The organism is uncultured Oscillibacter sp. (genome assembly GCF_900546705.1).
Lineage (GTDB): Bacteria > Bacillota > Clostridia > Oscillospirales > Oscillospiraceae > Oscillibacter.
Genome location: NZ_URDP01000018.1, coordinates 1 through 23,065 on the forward strand (window position 1 = coordinate 1; position 23,065 = coordinate 23,065).

Annotated in this window: 24 protein-coding genes, 1 tRNA gene and 1 pseudogene; 16 read left to right on the top strand and 10 right to left on the bottom strand. The window is 59.3% G+C overall.

What is annotated here, in order from left to right; translation table 11 throughout:
* The 5 genes and pseudogenes from QZS13_RS05480 to QZS13_RS05500 form a co-directional block, all read left to right on the top strand.
* Window positions 1-182, top strand: a pseudogene (locus QZS13_RS05480) (phosphohydrolase); the annotation flags it as partial.
* Window positions 183-213: 31 nt separating this feature from the next.
* Entirely contained in the window at window positions 214-879 is a 666-nt protein-coding gene (locus QZS13_RS05485) for a response regulator transcription factor (RefSeq protein WP_295586575.1), read from the top strand.
* A gap of 12 nt (window positions 880-891) precedes the next feature.
* The gene (locus QZS13_RS05490; RefSeq protein ID WP_295586583.1) at window positions 892-2,565 is read left to right on the top strand and encodes an ATP-binding protein; all 1,674 of its coding nucleotides are present in this window, start codon (window positions 892-894) and stop codon (window positions 2,563-2,565) included.
* A gap of 141 nt (window positions 2,566-2,706) precedes the next feature.
* Window positions 2,707-4,125 carry a spore germination protein gene (locus QZS13_RS05495; protein WP_295586586.1) on the top strand — a complete coding sequence of 473 codons (1,419 nt, stop codon included), beginning with the start codon at window positions 2,707-2,709 and terminating at the stop codon, window positions 4,123-4,125.
* Between the two features lie 99 nt (window positions 4,126-4,224).
* The gene (locus tag QZS13_RS05500) at window positions 4,225-5,106 is read left to right on the top strand and encodes a GGDEF domain-containing protein (RefSeq protein ID WP_295586590.1); all 882 of its coding nucleotides are present in this window, start codon (window positions 4,225-4,227) and stop codon (window positions 5,104-5,106) included.
* Window positions 5,107-5,185: 79 nt separating this feature from the next.
* Here the strand turns inward: QZS13_RS05500 and QZS13_RS05505 are convergent, their stop codons facing one another.
* Window positions 5,186-5,368, bottom strand: a complete 183-nt coding sequence (locus QZS13_RS05505) for a ferredoxin (protein WP_295586592.1) — start codon at window positions 5,366-5,368, stop codon at window positions 5,186-5,188.
* Window positions 5,369-5,392: 24 nt separating this feature from the next.
* Window positions 5,393-6,082 carry an ATP-binding protein gene (locus tag QZS13_RS05510; protein ID WP_295586595.1) on the bottom strand — a complete coding sequence of 230 codons (690 nt, stop codon included), beginning with the start codon at window positions 6,080-6,082 and terminating at the stop codon, window positions 5,393-5,395.
* Window positions 6,083-6,216: 134 nt separating this feature from the next.
* On the opposite strand from QZS13_RS05510, the gene fliB reads away from it, so the two are divergent.
* On the top strand, window positions 6,217-7,266 hold the full coding sequence (gene fliB / locus QZS13_RS05515) for a flagellin lysine-N-methylase (protein WP_295586598.1): 1,050 nt from the start codon (window positions 6,217-6,219) through the stop codon (window positions 7,264-7,266).
* 538 nt (window positions 7,267-7,804) lie between these two features.
* On the opposite strand, the gene gap is transcribed toward fliB, so the two are convergent.
* Complete coding sequence (gene gap, locus QZS13_RS05520; RefSeq protein ID WP_295586601.1) at window positions 7,805-8,818, bottom strand: type I glyceraldehyde-3-phosphate dehydrogenase; 1,014 nt, start codon at window positions 8,816-8,818, stop codon at window positions 7,805-7,807.
* Between the two features lie 299 nt (window positions 8,819-9,117).
* On the opposite strand from gap, the gene QZS13_RS05525 reads away from it, so the two are divergent.
* Window positions 9,118-10,134 carry a LacI family DNA-binding transcriptional regulator gene (locus QZS13_RS05525; RefSeq protein WP_295586604.1) on the top strand — a complete coding sequence of 339 codons (1,017 nt, stop codon included), beginning with the start codon at window positions 9,118-9,120 and terminating at the stop codon, window positions 10,132-10,134.
* A 53-nt stretch (window positions 10,135-10,187) separates the two neighbouring features.
* Here the strand turns inward: QZS13_RS05525 and QZS13_RS05530 are convergent, their stop codons facing one another.
* Window positions 10,188-12,257 carry a serine hydrolase gene (locus QZS13_RS05530; protein ID WP_295586607.1) on the bottom strand — a complete coding sequence of 690 codons (2,070 nt, stop codon included), beginning with the start codon at window positions 12,255-12,257 and terminating at the stop codon, window positions 10,188-10,190.
* 208 nt (window positions 12,258-12,465) lie between these two features.
* Between QZS13_RS05530 and QZS13_RS05535 the strand changes: the two genes are divergently transcribed.
* From QZS13_RS05535 to ftsH, 6 genes are all read left to right on the top strand, one after another.
* Window positions 12,466-12,999 carry a hypothetical protein gene (locus tag QZS13_RS05535; protein WP_295586610.1) on the top strand — a complete coding sequence of 178 codons (534 nt, stop codon included), beginning with the start codon at window positions 12,466-12,468 and terminating at the stop codon, window positions 12,997-12,999.
* A 36-nt stretch (window positions 13,000-13,035) separates the two neighbouring features.
* Window positions 13,036-13,120, top strand: a tRNA-Leu gene (locus QZS13_RS05540).
* Window positions 13,121-13,372: 252 nt separating this feature from the next.
* Window positions 13,373-14,098, top strand: coding sequence for a hypothetical protein (locus QZS13_RS05545; RefSeq protein WP_295586613.1), 726 nt, complete (start codon window positions 13,373-13,375; stop codon window positions 14,096-14,098).
* A gap of 107 nt (window positions 14,099-14,205) precedes the next feature.
* The gene (locus QZS13_RS05550; protein ID WP_295586616.1) at window positions 14,206-14,772 is read left to right on the top strand and encodes a TetR family transcriptional regulator; all 567 of its coding nucleotides are present in this window, start codon (window positions 14,206-14,208) and stop codon (window positions 14,770-14,772) included.
* A 177-nt stretch (window positions 14,773-14,949) separates the two neighbouring features.
* Window positions 14,950-15,393: a hypothetical protein gene (locus QZS13_RS05555; RefSeq protein ID WP_295586619.1), complete on the top strand. Its 444-nt coding sequence runs from the start codon at window positions 14,950-14,952 to the stop codon at window positions 15,391-15,393.
* A complete protein-coding gene (ftsH, locus tag QZS13_RS05560) occupies window positions 15,386-17,215 on the top strand; it encodes an ATP-dependent zinc metalloprotease FtsH (RefSeq protein ID WP_295586622.1) in 1,830 nt (609 codons plus the stop codon). Before QZS13_RS05555 ends, ftsH begins: the two co-directional genes overlap by 8 nt.
* Before the next feature lie 59 nt (window positions 17,216-17,274).
* On the opposite strand, the gene QZS13_RS05565 is transcribed toward ftsH, so the two are convergent.
* Entirely contained in the window at window positions 17,275-17,724 is a 450-nt protein-coding gene (locus QZS13_RS05565) for a hypothetical protein (protein WP_295586625.1), read from the bottom strand.
* Between the two features lie 161 nt (window positions 17,725-17,885).
* Between QZS13_RS05565 and QZS13_RS05570 the strand changes: the two genes are divergently transcribed.
* Together QZS13_RS05570 and QZS13_RS05575 are read left to right on the top strand one after the other, a co-directional pair.
* Entirely contained in the window at window positions 17,886-18,506 is a 621-nt protein-coding gene (locus tag QZS13_RS05570; protein ID WP_295586629.1) for a hypothetical protein, read from the top strand.
* A 3-nt stretch (window positions 18,507-18,509) separates the two neighbouring features.
* Complete coding sequence (locus tag QZS13_RS05575; protein WP_295586657.1) at window positions 18,510-19,667, top strand: cation diffusion facilitator family transporter; 1,158 nt, start codon at window positions 18,510-18,512, stop codon at window positions 19,665-19,667.
* A gap of 114 nt (window positions 19,668-19,781) precedes the next feature.
* Here QZS13_RS05575 and rpsI read toward each other — a convergent pair whose 3' ends face one another.
* From rpsI to QZS13_RS05595, 4 genes are all read right to left on the bottom strand, one after another.
* The gene (gene rpsI, locus QZS13_RS05580; protein WP_295586660.1) at window positions 19,782-20,186 is read right to left on the bottom strand and encodes a 30S ribosomal protein S9; all 405 of its coding nucleotides are present in this window, start codon (window positions 20,184-20,186) and stop codon (window positions 19,782-19,784) included.
* A 14-nt stretch (window positions 20,187-20,200) separates the two neighbouring features.
* Window positions 20,201-20,632 carry a 50S ribosomal protein L13 gene (gene rplM, locus QZS13_RS05585; RefSeq protein ID WP_295586663.1) on the bottom strand — a complete coding sequence of 144 codons (432 nt, stop codon included), beginning with the start codon at window positions 20,630-20,632 and terminating at the stop codon, window positions 20,201-20,203.
* Window positions 20,633-20,826: 194 nt separating this feature from the next.
* A complete protein-coding gene (locus QZS13_RS05590; RefSeq protein WP_295586666.1) occupies window positions 20,827-21,090 on the bottom strand; it encodes a pro-sigmaK processing inhibitor BofA family protein in 264 nt (87 codons plus the stop codon).
* On the bottom strand, window positions 21,081-21,344 hold the full coding sequence (locus tag QZS13_RS05595; RefSeq protein WP_295586668.1) for a DUF2508 family protein: 264 nt from the start codon (window positions 21,342-21,344) through the stop codon (window positions 21,081-21,083). Before QZS13_RS05595 ends, QZS13_RS05590 begins: the two co-directional genes overlap by 10 nt.
* 81 nt (window positions 21,345-21,425) lie before the next feature.
* Here QZS13_RS05595 and QZS13_RS05600 point away from each other — a divergent pair, with 81 nt between their 5' ends.
* Window positions 21,426-21,893 carry a nucleoside deaminase gene (locus tag QZS13_RS05600; RefSeq protein ID WP_295586728.1) on the top strand — a complete coding sequence of 156 codons (468 nt, stop codon included), beginning with the start codon at window positions 21,426-21,428 and terminating at the stop codon, window positions 21,891-21,893.
* Window positions 21,894-22,089: 196 nt separating this feature from the next.
* Here QZS13_RS05600 and QZS13_RS05605 read toward each other — a convergent pair whose 3' ends face one another.
* Window positions 22,090-22,923, bottom strand: a complete 834-nt coding sequence (locus QZS13_RS05605) for a hypothetical protein (protein ID WP_295586672.1) — start codon at window positions 22,921-22,923, stop codon at window positions 22,090-22,092.
* Between the last annotated feature and the right edge of the window lie 142 nt (window positions 22,924-23,065).

Here is a 23,065-nt window from a genome sequence, read left to right on the forward strand (position 1 = left end):
CCCAGCTCAAGATCAACGAGGAGCATACCCTCATCAAGCTGAAGCTGTCCGTGGATACCAAATACGGCTCCATTATGGATTACTTTGAGATTTTCATGCAGCGCATGATTCTCTGCCGCAAGGCGGCGGAGAAGCTGGGCATGCAGTTCAAACTGATGATCAACGAACAGCAGCTGATCTGAGGCCGGATACGCAGAACAAGGAGGAAACCCGATGATCTACTTACTGGAAGACGATGACAGCATCCGGGACTTTGTCATCTACACGCTCATAAGCCAGGGCATGGAGGCCCGGGGCTTCGACCGTCCCTCCGCGTTCTGGGCCGGCATGGAGGAGGCGATGCCCCGGCTGGTGCTGCTGGATATCATGCTGCCGGAGGAGGACGGCATGAGCGTTTTGAAAAAGCTTCGCTCCTCCGCCCGCACACAGAAGCTGCCGGTCATCATGCTGACGGCCAAGAGCACCGAGTACGATAAGGTCATGGGTCTGGACGGCGGCGCGGACGACTATATTGCCAAGCCCTTCGGCATGATGGAGCTGCTCTCCCGCATCCGGGCGCTGCTGCGGCGGACGGAGTCGGACAGCGGCGTCTATCGCTGCGGCGAGCTGACGGTGGACCCGGGCCAGCACACAGTCACCGTGGGGGACAAGCCGGTGGCCCTGACCCAGAAGGAGTTCGAGGTGCTGTGCCTGCTGCTGAAGAACCGGGGCCAGGTGCTCTCCCGGGAGCAGCTGATCGAAAATGTATGGGGCTACGCCTTTACAGGGGAGAGCCGCACGGTGGATGTGCATGTACGGACGCTGCGCCAGAAGCTGGGCTCCGCCGGCGCCTATGTGGAGACCGTCCGGGGCTACGGATACAAGATTTCCGGAGAGTAAGGAGAAACGGCCATGACAAGACGCATTTTCCGCTCCATTCTGGCGGTGTCCGTGGCGGTGCTGTGCGGGTGCCTGGTGCTCATCGTGGGCGTGCTCCACGGGTACTTCCAAAGCCGGATGCTGGCAGAGCTGGAATCCCGGACGGCGTATGTGGCCCACGGTGTGGAGCTGGATGGGATGCGCTATTTGTCCCAGGGGCTGCCGGCGGGCAGCCGGGTCACCTGGGTGGACAGCGACGGCACCGTGCTCTTTGACAACTGGGAGGACCCTGCGGAAATGGAAAACCACGCCCAGCGTCAGGAGATCCGCCAGGCGCTGGAAACGGGAAAGGGCAGCGCCTCCCGCTATTCCGACACCCTGGCCCAGAAGACGCTCTACTATGCCGTGCGGCTGACGGACGGGACGGTGCTGCGGGTGTCGGATATCCAGTACTCCGTGTGGGCCCTGGTGCTCCAGGCCATGCAGCCGGTGGCGTTTGTGATGCTGCTGGCCCTGCTGCTGGCGTTTTGGCTGGCGAGCCGGGTATCCCGGCAGCTGGTGCAGCCCATCAACGCCATTGATCTCAGCGCCCCAGACGCCGACAGCACTTACGAGGAGCTTGCGCCGCTGCTGGGCAAGATCCGCAGCCAGAACCGCCAGATCCAGCGGCAGATGGTGGATCTCAAGCGTCGGCAGGAGGAGTTCACGGCTATTACGGAAAATATGAGCGAGGGCTTCTTGGTGATTGACCAGGAGACCCGGGTACTTACTTACAACTCCAGCGCCCTGCGGCTTTTGTACGCCGAGCCACCCCAGGAGGGGGAGAGCATTTATGTCCTCAACCGGGAGAGCGGCTTCCGCCGGTGTGTGGAGGGCGCCCTGGCCGGCAAGCGCACGGAGCAGCTGCTGGAAAAGGAGGACAGCTGCCGTCAGATCATCGCCAGCCCTGTGGAGCAGGACGGCGCTCTGGCCGGCGCGGTGGTGGTGGTCCTGGATGTGACGGAGAAGGAGCGCCGGGAGCAGCTGCGGCGGGAATTTACCGCCAATGTGTCCCATGAGCTGAAGACGCCGCTGACCTCCATCCTGGGTACGGCGGAGATTATGGCCGGCGGTCTGGTAAAGCCGGCGGACATTCCGCACTTTGCGGGAAATATCCACCGGGAGGCCCAGCGGCTCATCGGCCTGGTCAATGATATCATCAAGCTCTCCCGCCTGGATGAGGGAGGCCCCGCCGGTACCTGGGAGACCGTGGACCTTTACCGCCAGGCTCAGGCCATTTCCGCCCAGCTTCAGCAGGCGGCGGAGAAAAAGGGGGTCACCATGGAGCTGCGGGGCGGCTCCGCCCTGGTGCGGGGTGTGCCCCAGATTGTGGAGGAGATCCTCTACAATCTCTGGGACAATGCCATCGCCTATAACCGTCCCGGTGGCAGTGTGACCGTCACCGTCACCGATACGCCTCAGGGGGCCCGGGTCACGGTGGCCGACACAGGCATCGGCATTGCGCCGGAGGCCCGGGAGCGGGTGTTCGAGCGGTTCTATCGGGTGGACAAGAGCCACTCCAGCGGCGGGACAGGGCTGGGCCTTTCCATCGTCAAGCACGGCGCTGCTTATCTGGGTGCCACTGTCTCCCTGGAAAGCGAGCTCGGCAAGGGATCTTCCTTTACCCTTTCTTTTCCGCCGCTGCCTCCGGCGGGGGAAACAGCGTGAAAACAGCAGGGACGACTGCGTATGCAGTCGTCCTTTTTGTCATATTCTGAAAAAATATAACGAATTGTATTGAAAACGGCAGGGCAAAGGGATATGCCGCGCTCCATGGCACATACTAGCGGTGCATGTTGGAGGTGGCCTATGGAATTGATTGCAGAGCAATACATGGACAATGTCCGCTGGTTTGACCGGGAGCTGGGGGTAGGCCGCAGCTGCGATGTGGTCAGCCGGGACTTTTTGATCGGCGGCCGGCGGAGCCGGCTGTGGGTGATCGACGGCTACGGCCGGGACGCCATATTGGAGCGCATGGGAGCGTTCTGGCTTCGGCTGCCTCCCTCGGAACTGGAGGGGCTCACCCAGATGCAGGAGTTTGCCGACCGGTTTATTACCTTCTCGGAGACGGGGGTGAGCGTGGACCGGCAGGAGATTGTCAGCTCCGTGCTGCTGGGCAAGACGCTGCTGCTGGTGGACGGCCTGGAGGGCGCGGCGCTGATGGATGCCAAGGACTACCCGGGACGCGGGGTGTCCGAGCCAGCGGACGGCAAGGTGCTCCGTGGCTCTCACGACGGCTTCATCGAGGCGGTGGTACCCAATATGGCCCTGCTGCGCCGCCGGATTCGGGACCCGAAGCTCACCATGGAGAGTGTGAAGGTGGGGACCCGCTCCCAGACGGACACGATACTGTGCTACCTGGAGGACAAGGTGGACCGGGGCCTTCTGGAGGAGGTGCGGAAAAAGCTCACCTCCATCCGCGTCAATTCGCTGTCCATGGGACAAGAGAGCGTGGCGGAGGCCATCCGGCCCAAGCAGTGGTACAACCCGTTCCCGAAGGTACGCTATACGGAGCGGCCGGACAGCGCCGCCGCCAGTATTATGGAGGGAAATATTGTGGTACTGGTGGACAACTCCCCGTCGGTGATGATCCTGCCCACCACGTTTTTCGACTTTACGCAGGAGGCAAATGAGTTTTACTTTCCCCCGCTGGTGGGCTCCTATCTGCGGCTTTTGCGGATTGTGGTGTTTGTGATCTCCCTGCTCATTACGCCTGCTTGGTATCTGATGGTCAGTGAGCCGGGGCGGCTGCCGGACTGGCTGAATTTTCTCTCTTCGCCGGAGCCGGCGGCACTGGGCCTTTTGTGGCAGCTGATGGTGGTGGAGTTCCTGGTGGATGTTCTCAAGCTGGCGTCCCTCAATACGCCGGATTCCCTGTCCAACTCCTTTTCCATGCTGGGCGCTTTGATTCTGGGAGACTTTGCTGTTCAGGCCGGCTGGCTGGGGCCGGAGGTACTGGTCTATATGTCCTTTGTGTCCGTGGCCAGCTTTGCCCAGCCCAGCTATGAGATGGGCTATGCCTTCAAGCTGCTGCGGGTGGCGCTGCTGCTGGTGACGGCGGCCTTTGACGTATGGGGATTTGTGCTGGGCGTTCTGGGCATTCTGGTGCTGCTGGCTACCACCAAGCCCCTGGTGGGCAAGGGCTATCTCTATCCGTTGATTCCTTTCAACGGCAAGGCTCTGCGGCGGCTGCTCACCCGGGAGCCTATCAGTCCCGACAATACGTGAGGAAAATAATGGCTGCTCCATATACTTGCCTTTTTGCGGCAGGGGCATTATAATGGGCATAACACACTCTGGGGGATTCCCACGGTGGAGGGGGAGCGTATGGAGCAGCCTACCCGCTATTCTCTTTATGATATCGAGCAGATGATCCGGTGCCTGACACCGCTTTTCGACGTGGTGCGGCTGGTGGACCCGGTGCATACCAAGGTGCTGCGGCTGCTGGACGGAGGACAGATCGCAGAGGAGCCGTATACCTGTTTTTCCGCCTGGAACAAGACGTGCCGCTGCCGGAACTGCACCAGTCTGCAGGCGCTGATGGGTGAGTGCCGGAGAACGAAATATGAATTTATCCGCAATGACGTGTTCTATGTGGTTTCCCAGCCCATGACGCTGGTGCTGCCAGAGGGAGAACGGCGGGCGGTGCTGGAGATTGTCAGTCATGTGTCCGACCAGCTGCTCAAGGAGCGTGAGGACGGGAGGACGGTGGCCGACCGGCTGGAGGAGCTGCAAAGCAAGCTCTACCGGGACGAGCTGACCCGTGCCTTCAACCGCCGGTATCTCAATGAGTTTTCCTTCCTCCACCGGAGCCTGGAGCATCAGCCCCTGAAGGTGGGGCTCATTTTGCTGGATCTGCGCCAGTTCAAGGAGGTCAACGATACCCGGGGACATCTGGCCGGAGATCAGGTGCTGGAGGAGGTGGCCGCTGTTTTGCGGGGCCACGTGCGTGCACAGGACTCGGTAATCCGCTTCGGCGGCGATGAGTTCGTGGTGATTTTGACCGACTGCGAAGAGATGGTGGTCCAGCGGAAGGTGGAGGATCTGCGGCAGGCGCTCCAGCCGGTGCTGCCGGCGGATTTCGGCTATGCCTACACCGATCAGTTTTTGGCGGAGCGCTCGTTCCTGATGGCCATGCTGGACCAGGCGGACCGCCGGATGTACGAAGAAAAACGGCGCAGCGGCGCCCATGCGCAGTCCATCCGCTGACGGATGTCACAGCTGCGTGGCTGGAACTGAATATCAAAAATCCCGCCGGAGGCAATTGCCTCCGGCGGGATTTTTCCGCTTACTCCTCCAGAGAGATGGCGCCTACAGGGCAGCCGTCCCGGGCCTCCTGGGCGGAGGGCTCCTGATTGGCAGGCACGTCGCCGCCGTGGGCCAGGCCATCTTCGCCCATGGTGAATACCAGCGGGCAGGTACCCGCGCACAGGCCGCAGCCGATGCAGGAATCATTGACAATGGCTTTCATTGTAAAGGCTCCTTTCTGATCTGATCAGTCCAAAATATTTCCATCCCGGCCGAGGGTGACCACCTGCCAGGGAATGAACTTTCCGCTTCTTTGCAGCGCTGTCTCCGCGGCACGCTGAATACCGCCGCAGCAGGGCACCTCCATGCGCACCACCAGTACTTCCCGGATGTCGTTGCGGCGCAGGATCTCCGTCAGCTTTTCAGCGTAATCCCCCTCGTCCAGCTTGGGGCAGCCGATGAGGGTGATGCGCCCGCGCATGAAGCGCTCGTGAAAGTCGGCCCGGGAGAAGGCGGTGCAGTCCGCGGCAATCAGCAGCTTGGCTCCCTGGTAGAAGGGCGCCTCCACCGGCAGCAGCTTGATCTGCACCGGCCACTGCATCAGGCGGGATACGGGGCCTTCAGTCCCCGGTGCCGCCGGTGCCGCAGGGGCCGGATGCAGCGTCCGGGTGGCGCTGCCGGGACAGCCCCCGGAGCAGGCAGCCGCCTTCTTTGCCTGAACGGCAGCCTCATCGTAGGCAGCCGCCTCCCGCTCCACGAAGGTGATGGCACCGGTGGGGCAGGTGGGCAGGCAGTCGCCCAGACCGTCGCAGTAGTCGTCCCGCAGCAGGCGGGCCTTTCCGTCCACCATGCCGATGGCTCCCTCGTGGCAGGCCGCCGCGCAGGCGCCGCAGCCGTTGCACTTTTCCTGGTCGATTTCAATGATTCGTCTTACCATATAGTGTTTCTCCTTTTTCCCATCTTAAACCGGGTATCTTGTTTTTCTGACCTTAGTATCGTACAATAGAAAGAACTTGTATGTTGTTTTACCAACAAACGCCGCGGCGGACGCCGGGGCGGGGAGGAGCGTCTATGCTGACACGGGTGCCGGATTATCTTGATCGATTTCACTGCTTGGCGGGGGCGTGCCCTCACACCTGCTGCGCCGGATGGGAGGTTGTGCTGGACGAGGAAACGGTCCGTCGGTATTCCGGCGTACCCGGCCCGCTGGGGGACCGGCTGCGGACTGCTATTCAGACCGACGAGGAGGGAGACTTCTGCTTTCCGCTCTCCGGCGGCAGGTGCCCGTTTCTCAACGGGGAAAACCTCTGCGAGATCCACTTGCAGCTGGGGGAGGCGGCTACTTCCGTCACCTGCCGGTCGCATCCCCGTTTCATTGAGGAGTATGGATCTTTCCGGGAGATTACGCTCAGTGCATCCTGTCCGGCGGCGAACGAGTTGCTGCTGGGCAGTCGGGAGGCACTGACGTTCCCGGAGAGGGAGGACGAAGCGCCCGCAGAGCCGGGGGATGCATGGCTTGTCTGGCTGGTTCCCCTGCGGGACCGGATGCTGGCGCTGCTGCAAGACCGGACAAAACTGCTGCGCTGCCGGTTGTCGGAAATTTTGCTTTTGGCCTGGCAAGCCCAGGATCTGCTGGAGACAGAGCAGACGGAAGAGTTGAAGCGTCTTGCGCAGACGTGGGTTCCGCAGGCACTGCGATGCGAAGAGAATGAGGGAATTTTTCCGGGCGTATGGGCTGTGCTGCGGCAACTGGAGGCGTTGGATGCGGATTGGCGGGCACTGCTGCGTCGGGCGGAGAAAGTCGAGCCGGAGCGGGCGGATGAGGCTCTGATGGAGCGGATCGCCTGCTATTTTGTATTTCATCATCTGCTCAAGGCCGTCAACGACGGCGATCTGCTGGGCCGGGCAGAGCTGTGCGTGCTGGCAGTGCTGACGGTGGAGCGCCTGGCAGCGGTATGCGGCGGCCTGGGAGAGGCGCTGCGCCGATTCTGCCGGGAGATCGAGCACAGTGAAGACAACACAGCTGCTTTGCTGGAGGCGTTCTGGCAGCGAGAGGAGCTATCCCTGGCACGCTTTTTCTACGAAGTGTGTCCACTGGAAAAGGACACTTGTGCACAATAGCAAAGCGAATCGATTTGCTTTTAGGCAAAATGTAAAATTGCATAAAACTCATTGACAAAAGCGGGAAAGTGTTGTACATTATAGACACAGGAAAGGAGTGAGTCCCATGGGCTAGCAAGCTCAGAGATTCCAAGAGAATCCTAAATATTCAAATACCGTTCGGCTGTCAAAAAAATTTGCAGACTGCGTACTCCGGCAAAACCCAAAGACGAAACACACCTCACTATGATGAGCAACACGAGTAAGGTTTTGGTAGTAACCAAGGCGATGACTGCGTGTAACCGGATGTTTTATGGATTGGCAGGAAACCAGAGTTCAACGTTTTATTACCCCAAGCGTCGAGCGGTAAATCCAGAAGAAAGTGTGAGGTAGCGACCATTGGACAATCCAATCAATGAGTGAGCCCCCCATTCGTCGTTGGAGCGAATGGGGGGTTGTGTTATGGATTGGACTGCCAAGCTTTGCTTACTGTAAAAAAAGAACGCCTGCCCGGCACAGCCGGGCAGGCGTTTTTTATGGGAGAAATCCGAATGGGAAATTACTTGTGATCCACGGAGGACATGTAGCGGATCAGATCCACCATCTTGTTGGAGTAGCCGCACTCGTTGTCGTACCAGGAAACCACCTTCACAAAGGTGTCGGTCAGGGCGATGCCGGCCTTCTTGTCGAAGATGGAGGTGCGGGGATCGCCCAGGAAGTCGGAGGAGACCACATCCTCGTCGGTGTAGCCCAGAACGCCCTTCAGCTCGCCCTCGGAAGCGGCCTTCATGGCCTCGCAGATCTGCTCATAGGTAGCGGGCTTGGCCAGCTTGGCAGTCAGGTCCACCACGGACACGTCCAGGGTGGGAACACGCATGGACATACCGGTCAGCTTGCCGTTGAGCTCGGGGATAACCTTGCCCACGGCCTTGGCGGCGCCGGTGGAGGAGGGGATGATGTTGCCGGTAGCAGCACGGCCGCCGCGCCAATCCTTCAGGGAAGCGCCGTCCAGCAGCTTCTGGGTGGGGGTGACGGAGTGGACCGTGGTCATCAGACCTTCCACAATGCCGAAGTTGTCATTGAGAACCTTGGCGATGGGAGCCAGGCAGTTGGTGGTGCAGGAGGCGTTGGACACGAAAGTCATGTCGGAGGTGTACTTGGTGTTGTTGACGCCCATGACGAACATGGGGGTATCGTCCTTGGAAGGAGCGCCCATAATGACGTGCTTGGCGCCGGCTTCAATGTGGCCCTGGCACAGCTCCTTGGTCAGGTGCTTGCCGGTGCACTCGCAGATATACTCGGCACCCACGCTGGCCCAGGGAATGTCCTTGACCTCCATGGCGGTGAATACGGGATACTTCTTGCCGTTGACGACCAGGGCGCCGTCCTCGGAGGAAACCTCGCCGGGGAACTTGCCGTGCACGCTGTCGTACTTGAGCATGTAAGCCATATATTCAGGGTTCATGAAGGGATCGTTCACACCCACAACCTCAACATCCTCACGGTTGAGGGCGGCGCGGAACACGAGGCGGCCGATCCGGCCAAAGCCATTGATGCCGATCTTGGTTTTCATAGTCAATAGACTCCTTTCATAATGACGGAACAGAATGTGCCGTCGAAACGTTTGCGTAAACGTTTTGCTTAATCGTTTTACAGGAGTATACTATCACACCGGATTGGGTTTGGCAACTGTCATTTCAAATAACAATCGGATGCATAAATTGTGATTTCTGATAAAAACAGGGGCCTTTTCCATAAAGAAATGACGAAATATAGTGAAAAGTGCTTGACGTACAGAGGGGGGCTGTCATATACTGTGGGGGAAAATTGATTACGCAAGGCTAAAACCGATTACGCAAGAGGGAAACGCCAATGAAAGTGACCATCAGTGACGTGGCCAAGCTGGCGGGGGTCTCCACCGCCACTGTGTCCCACACCATCAATAATACCCGCTATGTCTCCGCAGAAACTAAGGAAAAGGTGTACCAGGCCATTGCGGAGCTGGGCTACACGCCGGATGCCTCTGCCCGGAGCTTCCGGACGGGAAAGAAAAAGACCGTGGGCTTCATCGTGCCGGATATTGCCAACAAGTTCTTCGCCACCATGATCGAGTCGGTGGAGACGTGCCTGGCTCAGCACGGGTACCACCTTATCATTGCCAATACCAAAGAGGACATGGAGCGGGAGGAGACCAACATCCGCCTGCTCTCCGCCGGGCTGGTGGACGGGCTGCTCATCGCCAGTACCATGGACGATTTTTCCCGGCTGGACGCGCTGATTCCGGCGGGCTTCCCCGTGGTGCTGGTGGACCGCACCTTTGATGTGAAGAAGTACTCCTCTGTGTGCGTGTCCAACTTCCGGCCCATTTACCGCAGTGTCTGCCGCCTGGCGGGCAAGGGGGCCCGCCGCATCGGCATCATCGGCGGACTGCCCCGCCTATCCACCACCCGGGAGCGGATTTCCGCCTATCAGCAGGCGGTGGCGGACTGCGGACTGCCGGAGGACGAGTCATTGATCCGCTACGGAAACTCCATGGAGGACAGCGCCCACACCTGCCTGGACGAGCTTCTGGCCTGCCACTGCGACGCCATCATTGTCTGCCAGGGCCTCATGGGTGCTGAGACCATCGTATATCTGCACAAAAACGGCATTCGCCTGGCGCAGGATATCGACCTGGTGAGCTTTGTGGACTACGATTCCAGTATCTACCAGCTCTATGACAACCAGATGGACTCCATTGTCCAGCCGGTGGAGGAGCTGGGCCAGGCCGCCGGGGAGCAGATTCTGCGGCGGATCGAAGATCCGGAGGCGCGGATTTTCGAAAAAGTGCTCACCTCCACCTATAAGCCCTATAACAGCCCGCAGTCCTGGGCACACTCGGAACGATAAACAAACACCGCGGCACGCATCGGCGCGCCGCGGTGTTTTGCTTGTGGACAGGATCAGGAGGCAAAGGAGAGATGGAAGCGGCTGCCGCTCTGGCCGGCAAATACCACCAGACCGCCCTGCTCCAGAGGCGCTTTGGTGTCGCCCCACAGGACAGAGGAGGCAGTCAGCTGACCCTGGGGATTGTAGACCCAGAAGCTGCCGCCCTCAGGTATCTGGACGGTCATGGCCTTCCCTTCGGCGTTTGCGCCGATCTGGTACCAGCGGGCATAGCCGTCGGACTGGATGGTGCTGTAAGACCAGCCGGAGCCGGTAAAGAGGGCGGGGGCGTCCTCCTGGGCCAGATACACACTGGCCCCGGAGGTGAGGTACGTATTCCCGTTTTCCTCATAGACGGTCATGTCATAGCCGTCCCGGCCGCCGGTACCCGGCAGCTGGAGGTTATAGCGGGCGGAGGTCTCGTCCACAATCTGATCGGGGCCCACATAGCCGGGAGCGGACGATATGGCCTGGGCCGGGGTCTCCGTGATGGAGAGATAGACCTGGGAGGAATAGGGCTCTGTCAAAGGCAGAAAGCTGGTGACAGCCATGGCGTCCCAGGTGCCCTGGACTGCGGGGGAAACCTCGTTTTCCGGCATCCGGACGGCGGCATAGTTGCTGATGGGCATGGTCCCCAGACCGGGCAGCACGCCGAATCCCTTCTGATAGAGATAAGTCTGGCTGTTGGACTCGGTCACCAGGGCCAGCAGGGAAAGATTGGAGGCGTCCCGGAAGGTGCCGTCGGAGTAGTAGAAGAACTCCTGAGCCGGCATGTCGGGGTAATTCAGATAGGACAACGTCAGTTTGCCGTCGGCGGAGATGTCCGCCCGGTACTGTGCGGCGGTGGCGCCGTAATACCCGGAAAGCTCTGTCAGCTCCGCCGGCATGGCGGCGGGCTGGGCGTCTGGCAGGGCGGGGACCGTCTCGTCCACCGCAATGCCCTTTTGCCGGAGGGCCTGTACCAGAATCTGAACGGCTGCCAGCTCATCATAGGAGGACGAGCCGCCCGAGGAGAGCACGGCGGCAGCCATGTGCTGCTCCGGCAGGACGATCAGCTCCGCGTGGTAGCGCAGGGTGTCGCCGCCCTTGGCCAGGGCCTGGATGCCGTTTTGGGAGAAGGGAAACAGGGAGATGCAGTCCCAGCCCAGGCCGTAGCTGAGCAGATCCAGCGTGTCCTCCGGCCAGATGCCCCGGGCATATTCCGGCTGGGCCATGGCCTTGCGGGAGGAGGCGGACAGCAGGCTGTTTTCCGTCAGAGCACCGCCGAAAGCGGCAAGATCGGAGGCGGAGGCGTACATGCCGCCGGCGCCCACGGCGTTGAGGCAGTCCTGAGGAAGGGCGCGGGGGTCGCTGCCGGAGTAGGTCTTGGCCAGACGGCTGGTGTCAAAGTCACTGCCGGGAGCAAAGGTGCTCTCCAGACCGGCGGGAGCAAGGATGTTTTTTCCCACGTAGTCCATGAACGGCTGACCGCTGACAGCCTCCACAATCAGCTGAGCCAGGGTGAAGCCGTCGTTGCAGTAGACGCTGTACGCGCCGGGATCGGCCACCAGGCGCTGGGTGGAGAGCGTCTCAAGCAGATTTTCCACGGAGGAGTCGTCCGCGTCGTCAAACAGCACGGCACCAGCCAGGCCGCTGCCCATCAATCCGGAGGAGTGGTTGAGCAGCATCCGCACGGTAATGTCCCGGTACCGCTCATCCGCCATGCGGAACTGGGGCAGGTAGCGGGTAACGGGGGCGTCCAGCGAGACCCTTCCCTCCTCCGCCAGCTGCATGACGGCTACGGTGGTGTAGATCTTGCTGACGGAGCCGATGCCGTAGAGAATGTCGTCTGTGAGAGCGCGGTTTTCCGTTTTGGAGTAGACACCGCTGCTGCCGGTCAGGACGATCTCACCGTCCTGCCACAGGGCGTATTGGACGCTGACAGCACCGCTGTACTCCCGGGCGGCCAATGCGGCAGATACGGCCGCTTCCTCCAGAGTGATCTCTGCGGGCTGGGCCTGCTGGGCGGCCAGCGCTGTGGAGGGCAGACACAGAATAAGCAGCAGTGCCAGCAGCAATGAGAGGCTGCGCTTTTTTATTGAAACCATGGGGGAACCTTCCTTTCTTCCGGGGACGGTTTGGTGACTTGTAAGGAGAGAATACAATCCCTGGGCAGGAAGGTCAAGCTTTTTTTGTGCGGATGGAACAGGAGCACTTGACGCAGGCGTACAATTTCCTGTTGTCCGGGGGCGAGGAACATGTTATACTATAGTTCAAACTGAAACCTGCCGGAAAACCGGCGGAAAATCTGCGCCTGTGATGGAATTGGCAGACATGCGAGATTTAGGTGCCGTCACCTCAGTGAAAGGATTCTATATGGACTTCTGGATGATTGCCCGGCAAGAACTGAAACATGATCTGCTGGACATTTTTTCGGCATTGGGGGATCTGCAGCACCAGTATGACTGGTTCATTACCGACCACGATCTTTGGTACACGGAAAACTGCCCGGAGGAAGTGCGCAGGCGCTGGCAGTGGACAGGATTGCTGATGGGCGGCACAGAGCTGACCGCGCATTTGTCAGCGGGCTGCATCCGTTTCTTGCTGGGCGGCGTGCTCTCCGCAGTTCCAAAAGGTACGCAGTCCTGCGAAGTCTGGAATTATGAGCCCTGCTGGGAGATTAAAAATTTTGGTTCGCCGAAATATTGTTTCCAGACGCCATTGACCCAGCTGGAGCTGATTTGCTATGATGGGTACGCTTGGGTCCTGATCTGCAAGCCAGACTTTTCGAAGCAGGTAAAAAGGGCCCTCCCCATGGCAAAAACACCCGACGAATTTTATGCCCACTAAAACAAAACAGCGGCACGGGTTCCCCGCCGCTCATATGCGCCTGTGATGGAATTGGTAGACATGCGAGATTTAGGTTCTCGTGCAGCGATGCGTGTGGGTTCGAGTCCCTTCAGGCGCACCAAAAAAGGCACGGCCTTATAGGCCGTGCCTTTTCTGCCTAGATGAACTCCATAGGGCAGCAATGGCCGGTATTTTCGGACAAAATCTGCGGAAAGAGAGGATTTTCTCTTGTGTGCTGCCGTAAAAATGTATTATACTTTGAACTGTTGGACTGTTTTCGGCGCAGAACCGTGTGCGCCGGAAGAGCGCGGTCCCATGCATGGAGGGCGGCTGACAGCGGCCTCCGGGTCCTCCAGAGAGAAAGAAGGATAAGATGTCCACAACAAGAAAACGGTACATTGCCCGCTTGGTGGGGCGCTGCGTGATTTTCCTGATTTGCGTGTATCTGTACATGTTCCGGCAGGATGTATTCTCCGTGCTGGACGGGTTCAACTTTTTCAAAGAGCTCTCTCCGCTCCACCTCCTGTGGGTTGTATGGACCGTGGATATGGTGCTGCAGATCATTCCCGTCAAAAACAAGGTACCCCTGGGTTCCCAGAAGCTCTTTGCCAACCGGTTCCGGCCGATCCGGGAGAAGATCAATTACGAGGCGCTGCGAAGCTACATCGTATCCACCACAAAGGGTGCATATAAGGTGTTTTTCCTTTGGTGCGGATTGATTGCGGTCATCGGGGGACTGTATTATTCTCATGTGATCGACAAGATCGTTCTCTTTATGATCTCAGTGCTGTTTTATGTCTGTGATCTGATCTGCGTACTCATCTGGTGCCCGTTCCGGCTGATTATGAAGAACCGGTGCTGCACTACCTGCCGGATTTTCAATTGGGATCACCTGATGATGTTTTCTCCGCTGATTTTTGCGGGAGGCTTTTATGCCGCGTCGCTTGTCATCATGTCTGCGGCGGCCTGGCTGGTGTGGGAACTTTGTGTTATGATGTATCCTGAGCGGTTCTGGGACCACTCCAACGCGGCACTGCAATGTTCGGCGTGCACGGACAAGCTCTGCACCCAGTACTGCCAGAAACTGCGCGAGGCCTGACGGCATGCTGGTCGGACGGAGTTTTGCTGGACAAAAAAGACGAATTTTGATAAAATATCGCCTGTATATTTCACTATGGAATTCGAGAACCGCTTGAGGAAAACGCCATGCCCATTGATATGAAATCCAAAATCGCAGAGACGCTCAGCCAGATGCTGCGCAGTAAACCGCTGGACAAGATCACCGTGAAGGAACTGGTGGATGCCTGCGGAATCAGCAGGCAGACGTTTTACTATCACTTCCAGGACATCATGGATGTAGTGGAGTGGAACCAGCAGCAGTCCCTCCGGCAGGCCATTGAGAGCAGTCTGACGGCGCCTACCAACCGGGACGCCATCCGGGGCGTGGTTCGGGAGGCTGTGCAGCGGCGGGACCAGATCCGGCAGCTGCTTTCCTCCCAACGCAGCCGGGAAATCGAGCAGCTGCTGATTAAGGCGGTAGGTACCTATCTGCGGGAAATGCTTTTGATCAAAGTGCCGGAAATTAATCTCTCCTCCGGGGACGTGGAGGCTGCACTGTGCTTTTACTCCTGCGGACTGGTGGGCATGATGCTCTCCGGGCTGGAAAACCGGCACCTGGATGTGGATGTTCTGGCCGACCAGATGCTTCGTCTGCTGACCGGGGAGATTTCCCTGCGTCCCCAGGGAGCGCCCGGGAAGGGCGCGGACGCATAAACTGCGGTATCCAGCGGCGCAACTTCAATCAAATATCTGGACAAAGTCCCGGAAGTGTAAGAATTTTTGACACTTTCGGGACTTTGTCTATACACAGCGGAAAGATTGACAGTGGTGCGGAGGCGGCAATGCTGGTATAAGAAAAGCAGACGAACCGCAGAAAGAGGAGGAGAACAAATGGAATTGTCAAACGGAATTTTTGCGGTGAAGCTGTGTGAACTGGAGCGGGAATACGGGCGGCTGCAAAGTCGGATTCAGCTTTCTCAGGAGAAGGACCCGGAGCAGCTTCATCGGACTCTGGAGCGGCTTCGGGACGAGTACGACGAGCAGCAGCTGCTGCTGGAACAGGCAGCCAGGGGCTGCCGGCTCAAGGCGGTGGGGCAGTTGGCAGATGTACAGCGGGAGTACGGACAGCGGATGGAGCGCATCCTGAAAGAGCGGGTAGAAGCTGCGGCAGCAGACGGGGAGGAACGTCAGGCGGAGGCTGTGACGCTCTACGCCGAGTACGCCATTGATTTTGCCACGCTGGCCATGCGCTACTCTTTAATGGCGGCACTTTCCGCCATGGAGCTGCAGGCCCGGCTGGAGCGGAAAAAAGGAGAGACAGACGAACATGAATGAGGTAAAACGACCGAAAAAACCATTGCTTTACTATTACGGCATCATTCTCTTGGTCCTGATGCTGTTCAACCTGCTGGCGCTGCCGCGCCTTGCCGAACGGCAGATTATCGAGGTGGATTACGGCACGTTCATGTCCATGACGGAGGACGGGGAGGTCGGCCGGGCAGAGATTCAGGATCAGGAGAACCGGATCCTGTTTACCAACAAGGACGAGACGACGATTTACAAGACCGCCATGGTGGATGACCCGGAACTGACGGAGCGGCTCCACGCGGCAAATGTTCCGTTCTACGGCCAGGAGATCCAGCAGGAGTCCCCCATTTTGTCTTTCCTGCTGACGTGGATTTTGCCGTTGCTAGTCTTCATCGCCATTGGTCAGTTCATGTCCAAAAAGCTCATGGACCGGGCAGGCGGAGCCAACGCCATGTCTTTTGGCTTCGGCAAGTCCAACGCGAAAATCTATGTCAAGTCCTCCGAGGGCATCAAGTTTTCCGACGTGGCCGGTGAGGACGAGGCCAAAGAGAGCCTGAAGGAAATTGTGGAATATCTGCACAATCCCGCCAAGTACAAGGAGATCGGCGCTTCCATGCCCAAGGGCATCCTGCTGGTGGGTCCTCCGGGTACCGGCAAGACCATGCTGGCCAAAGCCGTAGCCGGCGAGGCCGCCGTCCCGTTTTTCTCCATCTCCGGATCGGAGTTTGTGGAGATGTTTGTGGGTATGGGCGCGTCCAAGGTGCGGGATCTTTTCAAGCAGGCCAAGGAAAAGGCGCCGTGCATTGTCTTTATTGATGAGATCGACGCCATCGGCAAAAAACGGGACGGCCAGCTGGGCGGCAACGACGAGCGGGAGCAGACCCTCAACCAGCTGCTTACGGAAATGGATGGATTCGAGGGCAACAACGGCGTCATTATTCTGGCTGCCACCAACCGGCCCGAATCCCTGGACCCGGCATTGACCCGCCCCGGCCGGTTTGACCGCCGGGTGCCGGTGGAGCTGCCAGACCTCCGGGGCCGGGAGGAGATTTTGAAGGTCCATGCCAAGAAGATCAAAGTGGCTGAGGACGTGGACTTCAACAAGATCGCCCGTATGGCCTCCGGTGCTTCCGGCGCGGAGCTTGCCAACATCGTCAACGAGGCGGCCCTTCGGGCAGTGCGGGACGGGCGGCGCTATGCCACCCAGTCCGACCTGGAGGAGAGTATTGAGGTGGTCATTGCCGGCTATCAGAAGAAGAACGCCATCTTGACCGACAAGGAAAAGTGGACCGTGTCCTACCATGAGATCGGACACGCTCTGGTGGCGGCTATGCAGACCCACTCGGCTCCTGTGCAGAAAATTACCATCATCCCCCGTACCTCCGGCGCCTTGGGCTATACCATGCAGGTGGAGGAGGGCAACCACTACCTGCTGACCAAAGAGGAGCTGGAAAACAAGATTGCCACCTATACCGGCGGCCGGGCGGCGGAGGAAGTGGTGTTCGGCACCATCTCCACCGGAGCCTCCAATGACATCGAGCAGGCCACCAAACTGGCCCGGTCCATGATTACCCGCTACGGTATGAGCCAGGACTTCGACATGGTGGCCATGGAGACGGTCACCAACCAGTATCTGGGCGGCGACAGCTCGCTGACCTGCTCCATGGAGACACAGACCGAGATTGACCGGCAGGTCGTGGATCTGGTGAAGCGCCAGCACGAAAAAGCTGCGTCCATTCTGATGGAAAACCGGGAGAAGCTGGACGAGCTTGCCAAGTACCTTTATGAAAAGGAAACCATCACCGGAGAGGAGTTCATGGATATCCTCAATGGCCGCAAATCCGCCTGACGGCAGAGAACGACAAAAAGGAGGGCACGCACTGCGTGCCCTCCTTTTTTCAGGAAAGTTTATGGATTCTCCTCGTATTCAAAGGGACACTCACAGGAGTAACAGGCATTCCGGTTGCCCCGCTGGCGCTTGCCGCAGCGGGGGCAGGTGATCAGCTCGTCCGTGCGGCGGCGGAACACTACAGGAGCACAGGGAGCGGCGGAAACAGGCTCCGGCGCCGGGGCGGCGTCTTCGGCTTCCGGCTGGGCGGGCGATTGCTGCGCTTCCAACTGGGCGATACGGGCCTTCAGGATATCCACCTCCTGCTGGTGGGTCTTGGCCTCCTGAACCAGCTCCTGCTGATACTGGCTCTGGTCCGGCAGCAGCAAGATGACAATGAGTGCCAGCAGGCCGCCGAAAAATCCGGCCAGCAGACAGAGCACAACGCTGTATCCCTTCTCCTCGCCCAGCTTGACGCAGAAGACGCACACGATGATGTTGATGACCAGCGAGAACAAAAGCAGTCCCATGGAATCGCCTCCTTTGTATCCTCATCATATCCTGCGGAAATGGGGATTGTCAAGGAGGTTAGCGGGGCCTAATGTTCTAAAAATCGCTGTACAACGGGAAAAAACCGTGGTATAATCACAACTTAATGGAAAATTTGAGAATTCCCGGAAGAGGTGTAATCATGAGTGAGGAAATGCGTACATTTGGATATCTCTGCCCGGAGTGCGGCAAGACCGTCATGGGCGCCCGGTCCGTGTTCGCTCTGGAGGCGTCCAACGCGGAAGTGGAGTGCGAGTGCGGTAAATCTGCGCTGAAGGTGGAGTTCGACGGGGAGAAGTACCACCTCTATGTGCCCTGCGGCATCTGCGGCCAGATCCATGAGGCGATCTGCCCGCCGGAGCGGGTGATCCAGGGAGACACGGCCCTGGGCTGCGCCAAGACCAAACAGTTTTGCTGCTTCATCGGTTCGGAGGGAATCGTGGAGAAAAACCTGCGGGAGCTGGCCATCCTGGCGGAGAAGGAGAAACGCCAGGAAGGCGACGCCGATCCGGAAGCGTTCGTGGACAATGTCATCATGTATGAGGTGCTCTCTGAACTCAAGGAGATCGCCGGCCGGGACAACGGCATCACCTGCGGATGCGGCAGTCACCGCTACGGCATGGAAATCCGCCGTTCCGCTGTGGATCTCATCTGCCGGGACTGCGGCGCCAAACTGCGGATTCCCGCCGCCACGGACCGGGATCTGGATGACCTGTGCTGCCATATGCGTCTGGTGATTCCCGGCGGAAAGGGGCAGGTGTAATCCATGGTAACGCTGCTTGCGCGGATTTTCATTCGGGACCGGGAGGGAGCCGGAGCCCGCAAGGCTTACGGCATCCTCTGCGGCGCGGTGGGCATCGCGCTGAACATTTTGCTCTTTACCGGAAAGTTCTTTGCCGGTGTGCTTTCCGGCTCCATCGCCATTACGGCGGACGCATTCAACAACCTCTCCGACGCAGGGTCGTCCTTCGTCACGCTGCTGGGCTTCCAGCTGGCAGGGCAGAAGCCGGACTCCAACCACCCCTTCGGCCACGGACGCATTGAGTATCTGTCCGGCCTGGCAGTATCGCTGCTGATTTTGTTGATGGGCGTGGAGCTGGGCAAGTCCTCTGTGGAGAAGATTCTCCATCCGGCGCCGGTGGACTCCAGCGGCGTGGTAATCGCCATTTTGTGCGCGTCCATCGCCGTCAAGCTCTACATGTTCCTCTATAATCACCGCCTGGGCAAAAAGCTGGACTCTCCCGCCATGGAGGCCACGGCTCTGGACTCTCTCAGCGACAGCGTGGCTACCACCGCCGTGCTGGCTGCCACGCTGGTGGGACGGTTTACGAATCTGTACATCGACGGCTGGTGCGGCATCCTGGTGGCGGTGTTCATCCTGTGGTCCGGCATTCAGGCGGCCAAGGAGACGCTGGATCCGCTGCTGGGCACGCCGCCGGCCCACGAGTTTGTAGAGCAGATCCGCCAGCTGGTCATGGCCCACAAGGGAATTTTGGGCATTCATGATCTGATTGTCCACGATTACGGCCCCGGCCGGGTAATGATCTCCCTGCACGCGGAGGTATCCGCTTCGGAGAACGTGCTGGAGCTCCACGACGAGATTGACAATGTGGAAAAGGAGCTGCGGGAAAAGCTGGGCTGCGACGCGGTGATTCACATGGACCCCATTGTCACCGACGACGGCATCACCGAGGAAACCCGGGAACGGGTGGTTGCGCTGGTGCACTGCATCGATGACGAAATCAACATCCACGACTTCCGGATGGTATCCGGTCCCACCCACACCAATTTGATTTTCGACGCGGTGGTTCCCTTCAAGTTCCGCCTCAGCGACGAGGAGGTGGCGAACAAAATCAAGACTGCCGTGCGGACCCTGGACGGCAACTACTACGCCGTGGTGAATGTGGAAAAATCCTATACATAAGAAAAGCCCGCATGCTTCAGCATGCGGGCTTTTTCTGTGACCCGCAGAGTCATTGCGGGAAAACGGAAAAAGGCCGCCCGATCGGGCGGCCTTTTGAAAAACCAGATTGAACAATCAGCGCTTGCTGAACTGAGGCGCACGACGGGCGGCTTTGAGGCCGTACTTCTTGCGCTCCTTCATACGAGGATCGCGGGTCAGGAAACCGGCCTTCTTCAGGATGGCGCGGTTGTCCTCGCTGGCCAGCAGCAGGGCGCGGGAGATGCCGTGACGCAGAGCGCCGGCCTGACCGGAGACGCCGCCGCCGGTAACGGTAGCAACGATATCCATCTTGCCGGTGTTGCCGGTCAGCTCCAGGGGCTGACGGACCACCATCTTCAGGGTGTCCAGGCCGAAGTATTCGTCGATGTCACGGCCGTTGATGGTGATGGAGCCGGTGCCGTTGGGGAACAGATGGACGCGGGCCACGGAGGACTTCCGGCGGCCGGTACCATACAGATAGGGCTTCTTAGACTGATACATTCTCTTACTCCTCCTTATTCTACGTCCAGAGCGACGGGCTTCTGGGCCTGCTGCTCGTAGTTCGCGTCAGCGTAGATATGCAGGCGCTTGAGAGAATCCTTGGAGACGGTGTTGCGGGGCATCATGCCGCGGATGGCCACACGCATGGCCACTTCGGGCTTCTCCTGCATCAGGATGCGGTAGGGGGTCTCCTTCAGGCCGCCCACCCAGCCGGAGTGGGTGCGATAGATCTTCTGGGTGCCCTTCTTGCCGGTGAGGACAGCCTTGCCGGCGTTGATGATGATGACGTTGTCGCCGCAGTCGGCGTGGGGAGTGTAGGTGGGCTTGGTCTTGCCGCGCAGCAGGTCGGCAGCCCGGACAGCGGTCTTGCCCAGGGGCTTGCCGGCAGCGTCCAGGATGTACCACTTACGCTCAATGTTGGCCTTGTTTGCCATAAAAGTGGACATGGTGTTTCCTCCGTACATATATATTTGCATCGCTTTACAAATCAAGAGCTCCGGGTTAAAATCGGAGCATGATTAGTTATAGCACACAGGGCCGGAATCTGTCAACGACAATTTCATTTATCCTATGTAAATCTCTTGTTTTCTTTGAATATCTCGTAAATACTCTTGAAATCTCACGCTGCACTTTTGCGGTGCTACAATACCCACTGGGCCAGCAGCAAAAGGCCCAGGCCCGGCAGGCCCAGAATCCCGATGACCAGCGCGTTCCACGGGTTGAGTCCCAGCGTGATGCCGGTAACGCTGGCGGTCATCCGGAGGCCCCACAGGGCCGCAAAGCCCAGGGCTGTGTTGAAGAGCAGCCGCACCGCCAGGCGCAGCGGCGCGCGGAATACCCGGATCAGGGCAATGAGGAAGAAGCCGCCCAGAAGGGCGGCCAGGATTTTTTCGTTCAGGTCCATGCGCGATCCTCCTCCAGGGCCGCGGCGGCAGCCGCGCCGGGACACCGCTCCTTGATAGCGCGGATGAGATAGTCACAGCGGGCCTTGGCGGCGTTGATTTCATAGATACAGCAGTCGATCAGCTCCGGTGCCAGAGCCTGATCGAACTGCCGGTAAGCGAAGGACAGTTCCCCCTGGGCTGCCTGCAGCTCCTCCTTGAGCAGCAGCAGTTCCGGGTCGGGCGGGCTTTTTTTGGAATAGAGAACGGATTTCATGGCAGTCCCTCCTGATTTCATTTCTACGGGAAGTTTGGACAAATATGCCAGGTTTCATGCCGGAACGGAGGAAAAAACATGATGGAGCAGCAGGAACACTTCATGCGCCAGGCCCTGGAGCTGGCCCGGGAGGCTGCGGCGGCGGGAGAGGTGCCGGTAGGGTGCGTCATTGTGCGGGACGGTCAAATCGTGGGTCGAGGCCGCAACCGGAGGGAGGAGAAGCAGTCCACTGCCTCTCACGCGGAGATGGAGGCCATTGCCCAGGCCAACGAGGCCCTGGGCTCTTGGCGGCTGGAGGACTGTGAGCTGTATGTGACGCTGGAGCCGTGCCCCATGTGCGCCGGGGCGATCCTCAATGCCCGCATTGCCCGGGTGTGGTACGGGACCCGGGACGCAGCCATGGGCGCCTGCGGCGGCGTGACCAATCTTTATATGGAGGAGTTCCCCAACCGGCCGGCTCTGGTGGGCGGGATTCTGGCCGGGGAGTGCCGGCAGATGCTGACGGAATTCTTTTCCGGCCTGCGCAGGGAGGAAAAGAACAGGATTTAAAACTTTTGTAACAAATCATGCTGGTTTGGTTAACAACTATCCGGTATCTTAATACTTGCAAGAGACAAAACTTCTTTTCATCCAATCTTCCAAAACATAAGGAACAGGGCCAGCCGGAAGGCTGGCCCTGTTCCTTATAAATCTCTGTGTCGAAATCACTTTTATCCCGACGGATTTTGTGGTAAGCTGTCGGAGATCATTTCTTTTTGGTGCGCAGGCAGTCCAGCCGCAGCAGCAAAAAGCCCAGCAGGGAGACGCCGCAGCCGGCGAAGTACAGCCGGGTGCACAGGGGCAGCGGGTCCGTCAGCACGGCGGCGCACAGAACGATGGCCGCCATGGCAAAAAAGGCGAACCGGCGGGTGAGTCCTGCCTGGAAGGCAAAGGACGAGAGGCGGTAAAAGGCCAGCGTCAAGAAGACCAGCGCCAGCAGTTCGATGTAATAGACTGAAAGAGCCGGATCAATGGAGTCTTCCCGGTAGGTCACCACCAGGCGGATGACGCAGAAGACCACCGGCACCAGCAGCAGCGTTCCGCGGACCGGCTGGGCGGCGGGTGCGTCCGCCTCGTGAGCACCGGCCCGGCGGCAGGCGACTACGGCGGAAAAGAGACTGCCGGCGGAGAGCAGACTCATGACCCCCAGCACCAGACTCAGCCGTCCTGCGGCGGAGGATGCATCCTCTCCGCCCGGCAGAACGCCCAGGCCCAGGGCAGCCTCCCACACACCGGACAGGGCCACCAGCAGTACGCCGGCCACCGTCACGGTCAGAAGGCCGGCCTGCGTGGTGGAAAAGGACACGGCGAACGAGGGCGCCGGCGGGGTATCCACCCGGAGCGGAATGCAGCGGACCAGCAAGAAGAAAAGCACGGCCAGCACGATCAAAAGCGAGATCAGCAGCATTCCCCAGAGGTTTCCGGGAACAGGCAGTCCGGTGGATGCTTCAAAGCCGGTGCGGTTTTGCGCCAGGCGCAGCCCGGCGGCCAGCACGCCGCCGATCAGGGCGGCAAGAGGACAGAGCATGTGTTGTTTCATCGCGGAAAATCCTTTCGAAAAAGCCGTCAGGCGAGGTTTTTGAAAGCAGTATAGCACGCGGCGCCGGGTTTGTCCATCGGCGCGGCACATGTTTGCAGACTCCGCGGCATACAGTGGAAGGACAACCTGCCAAGCAACGAAA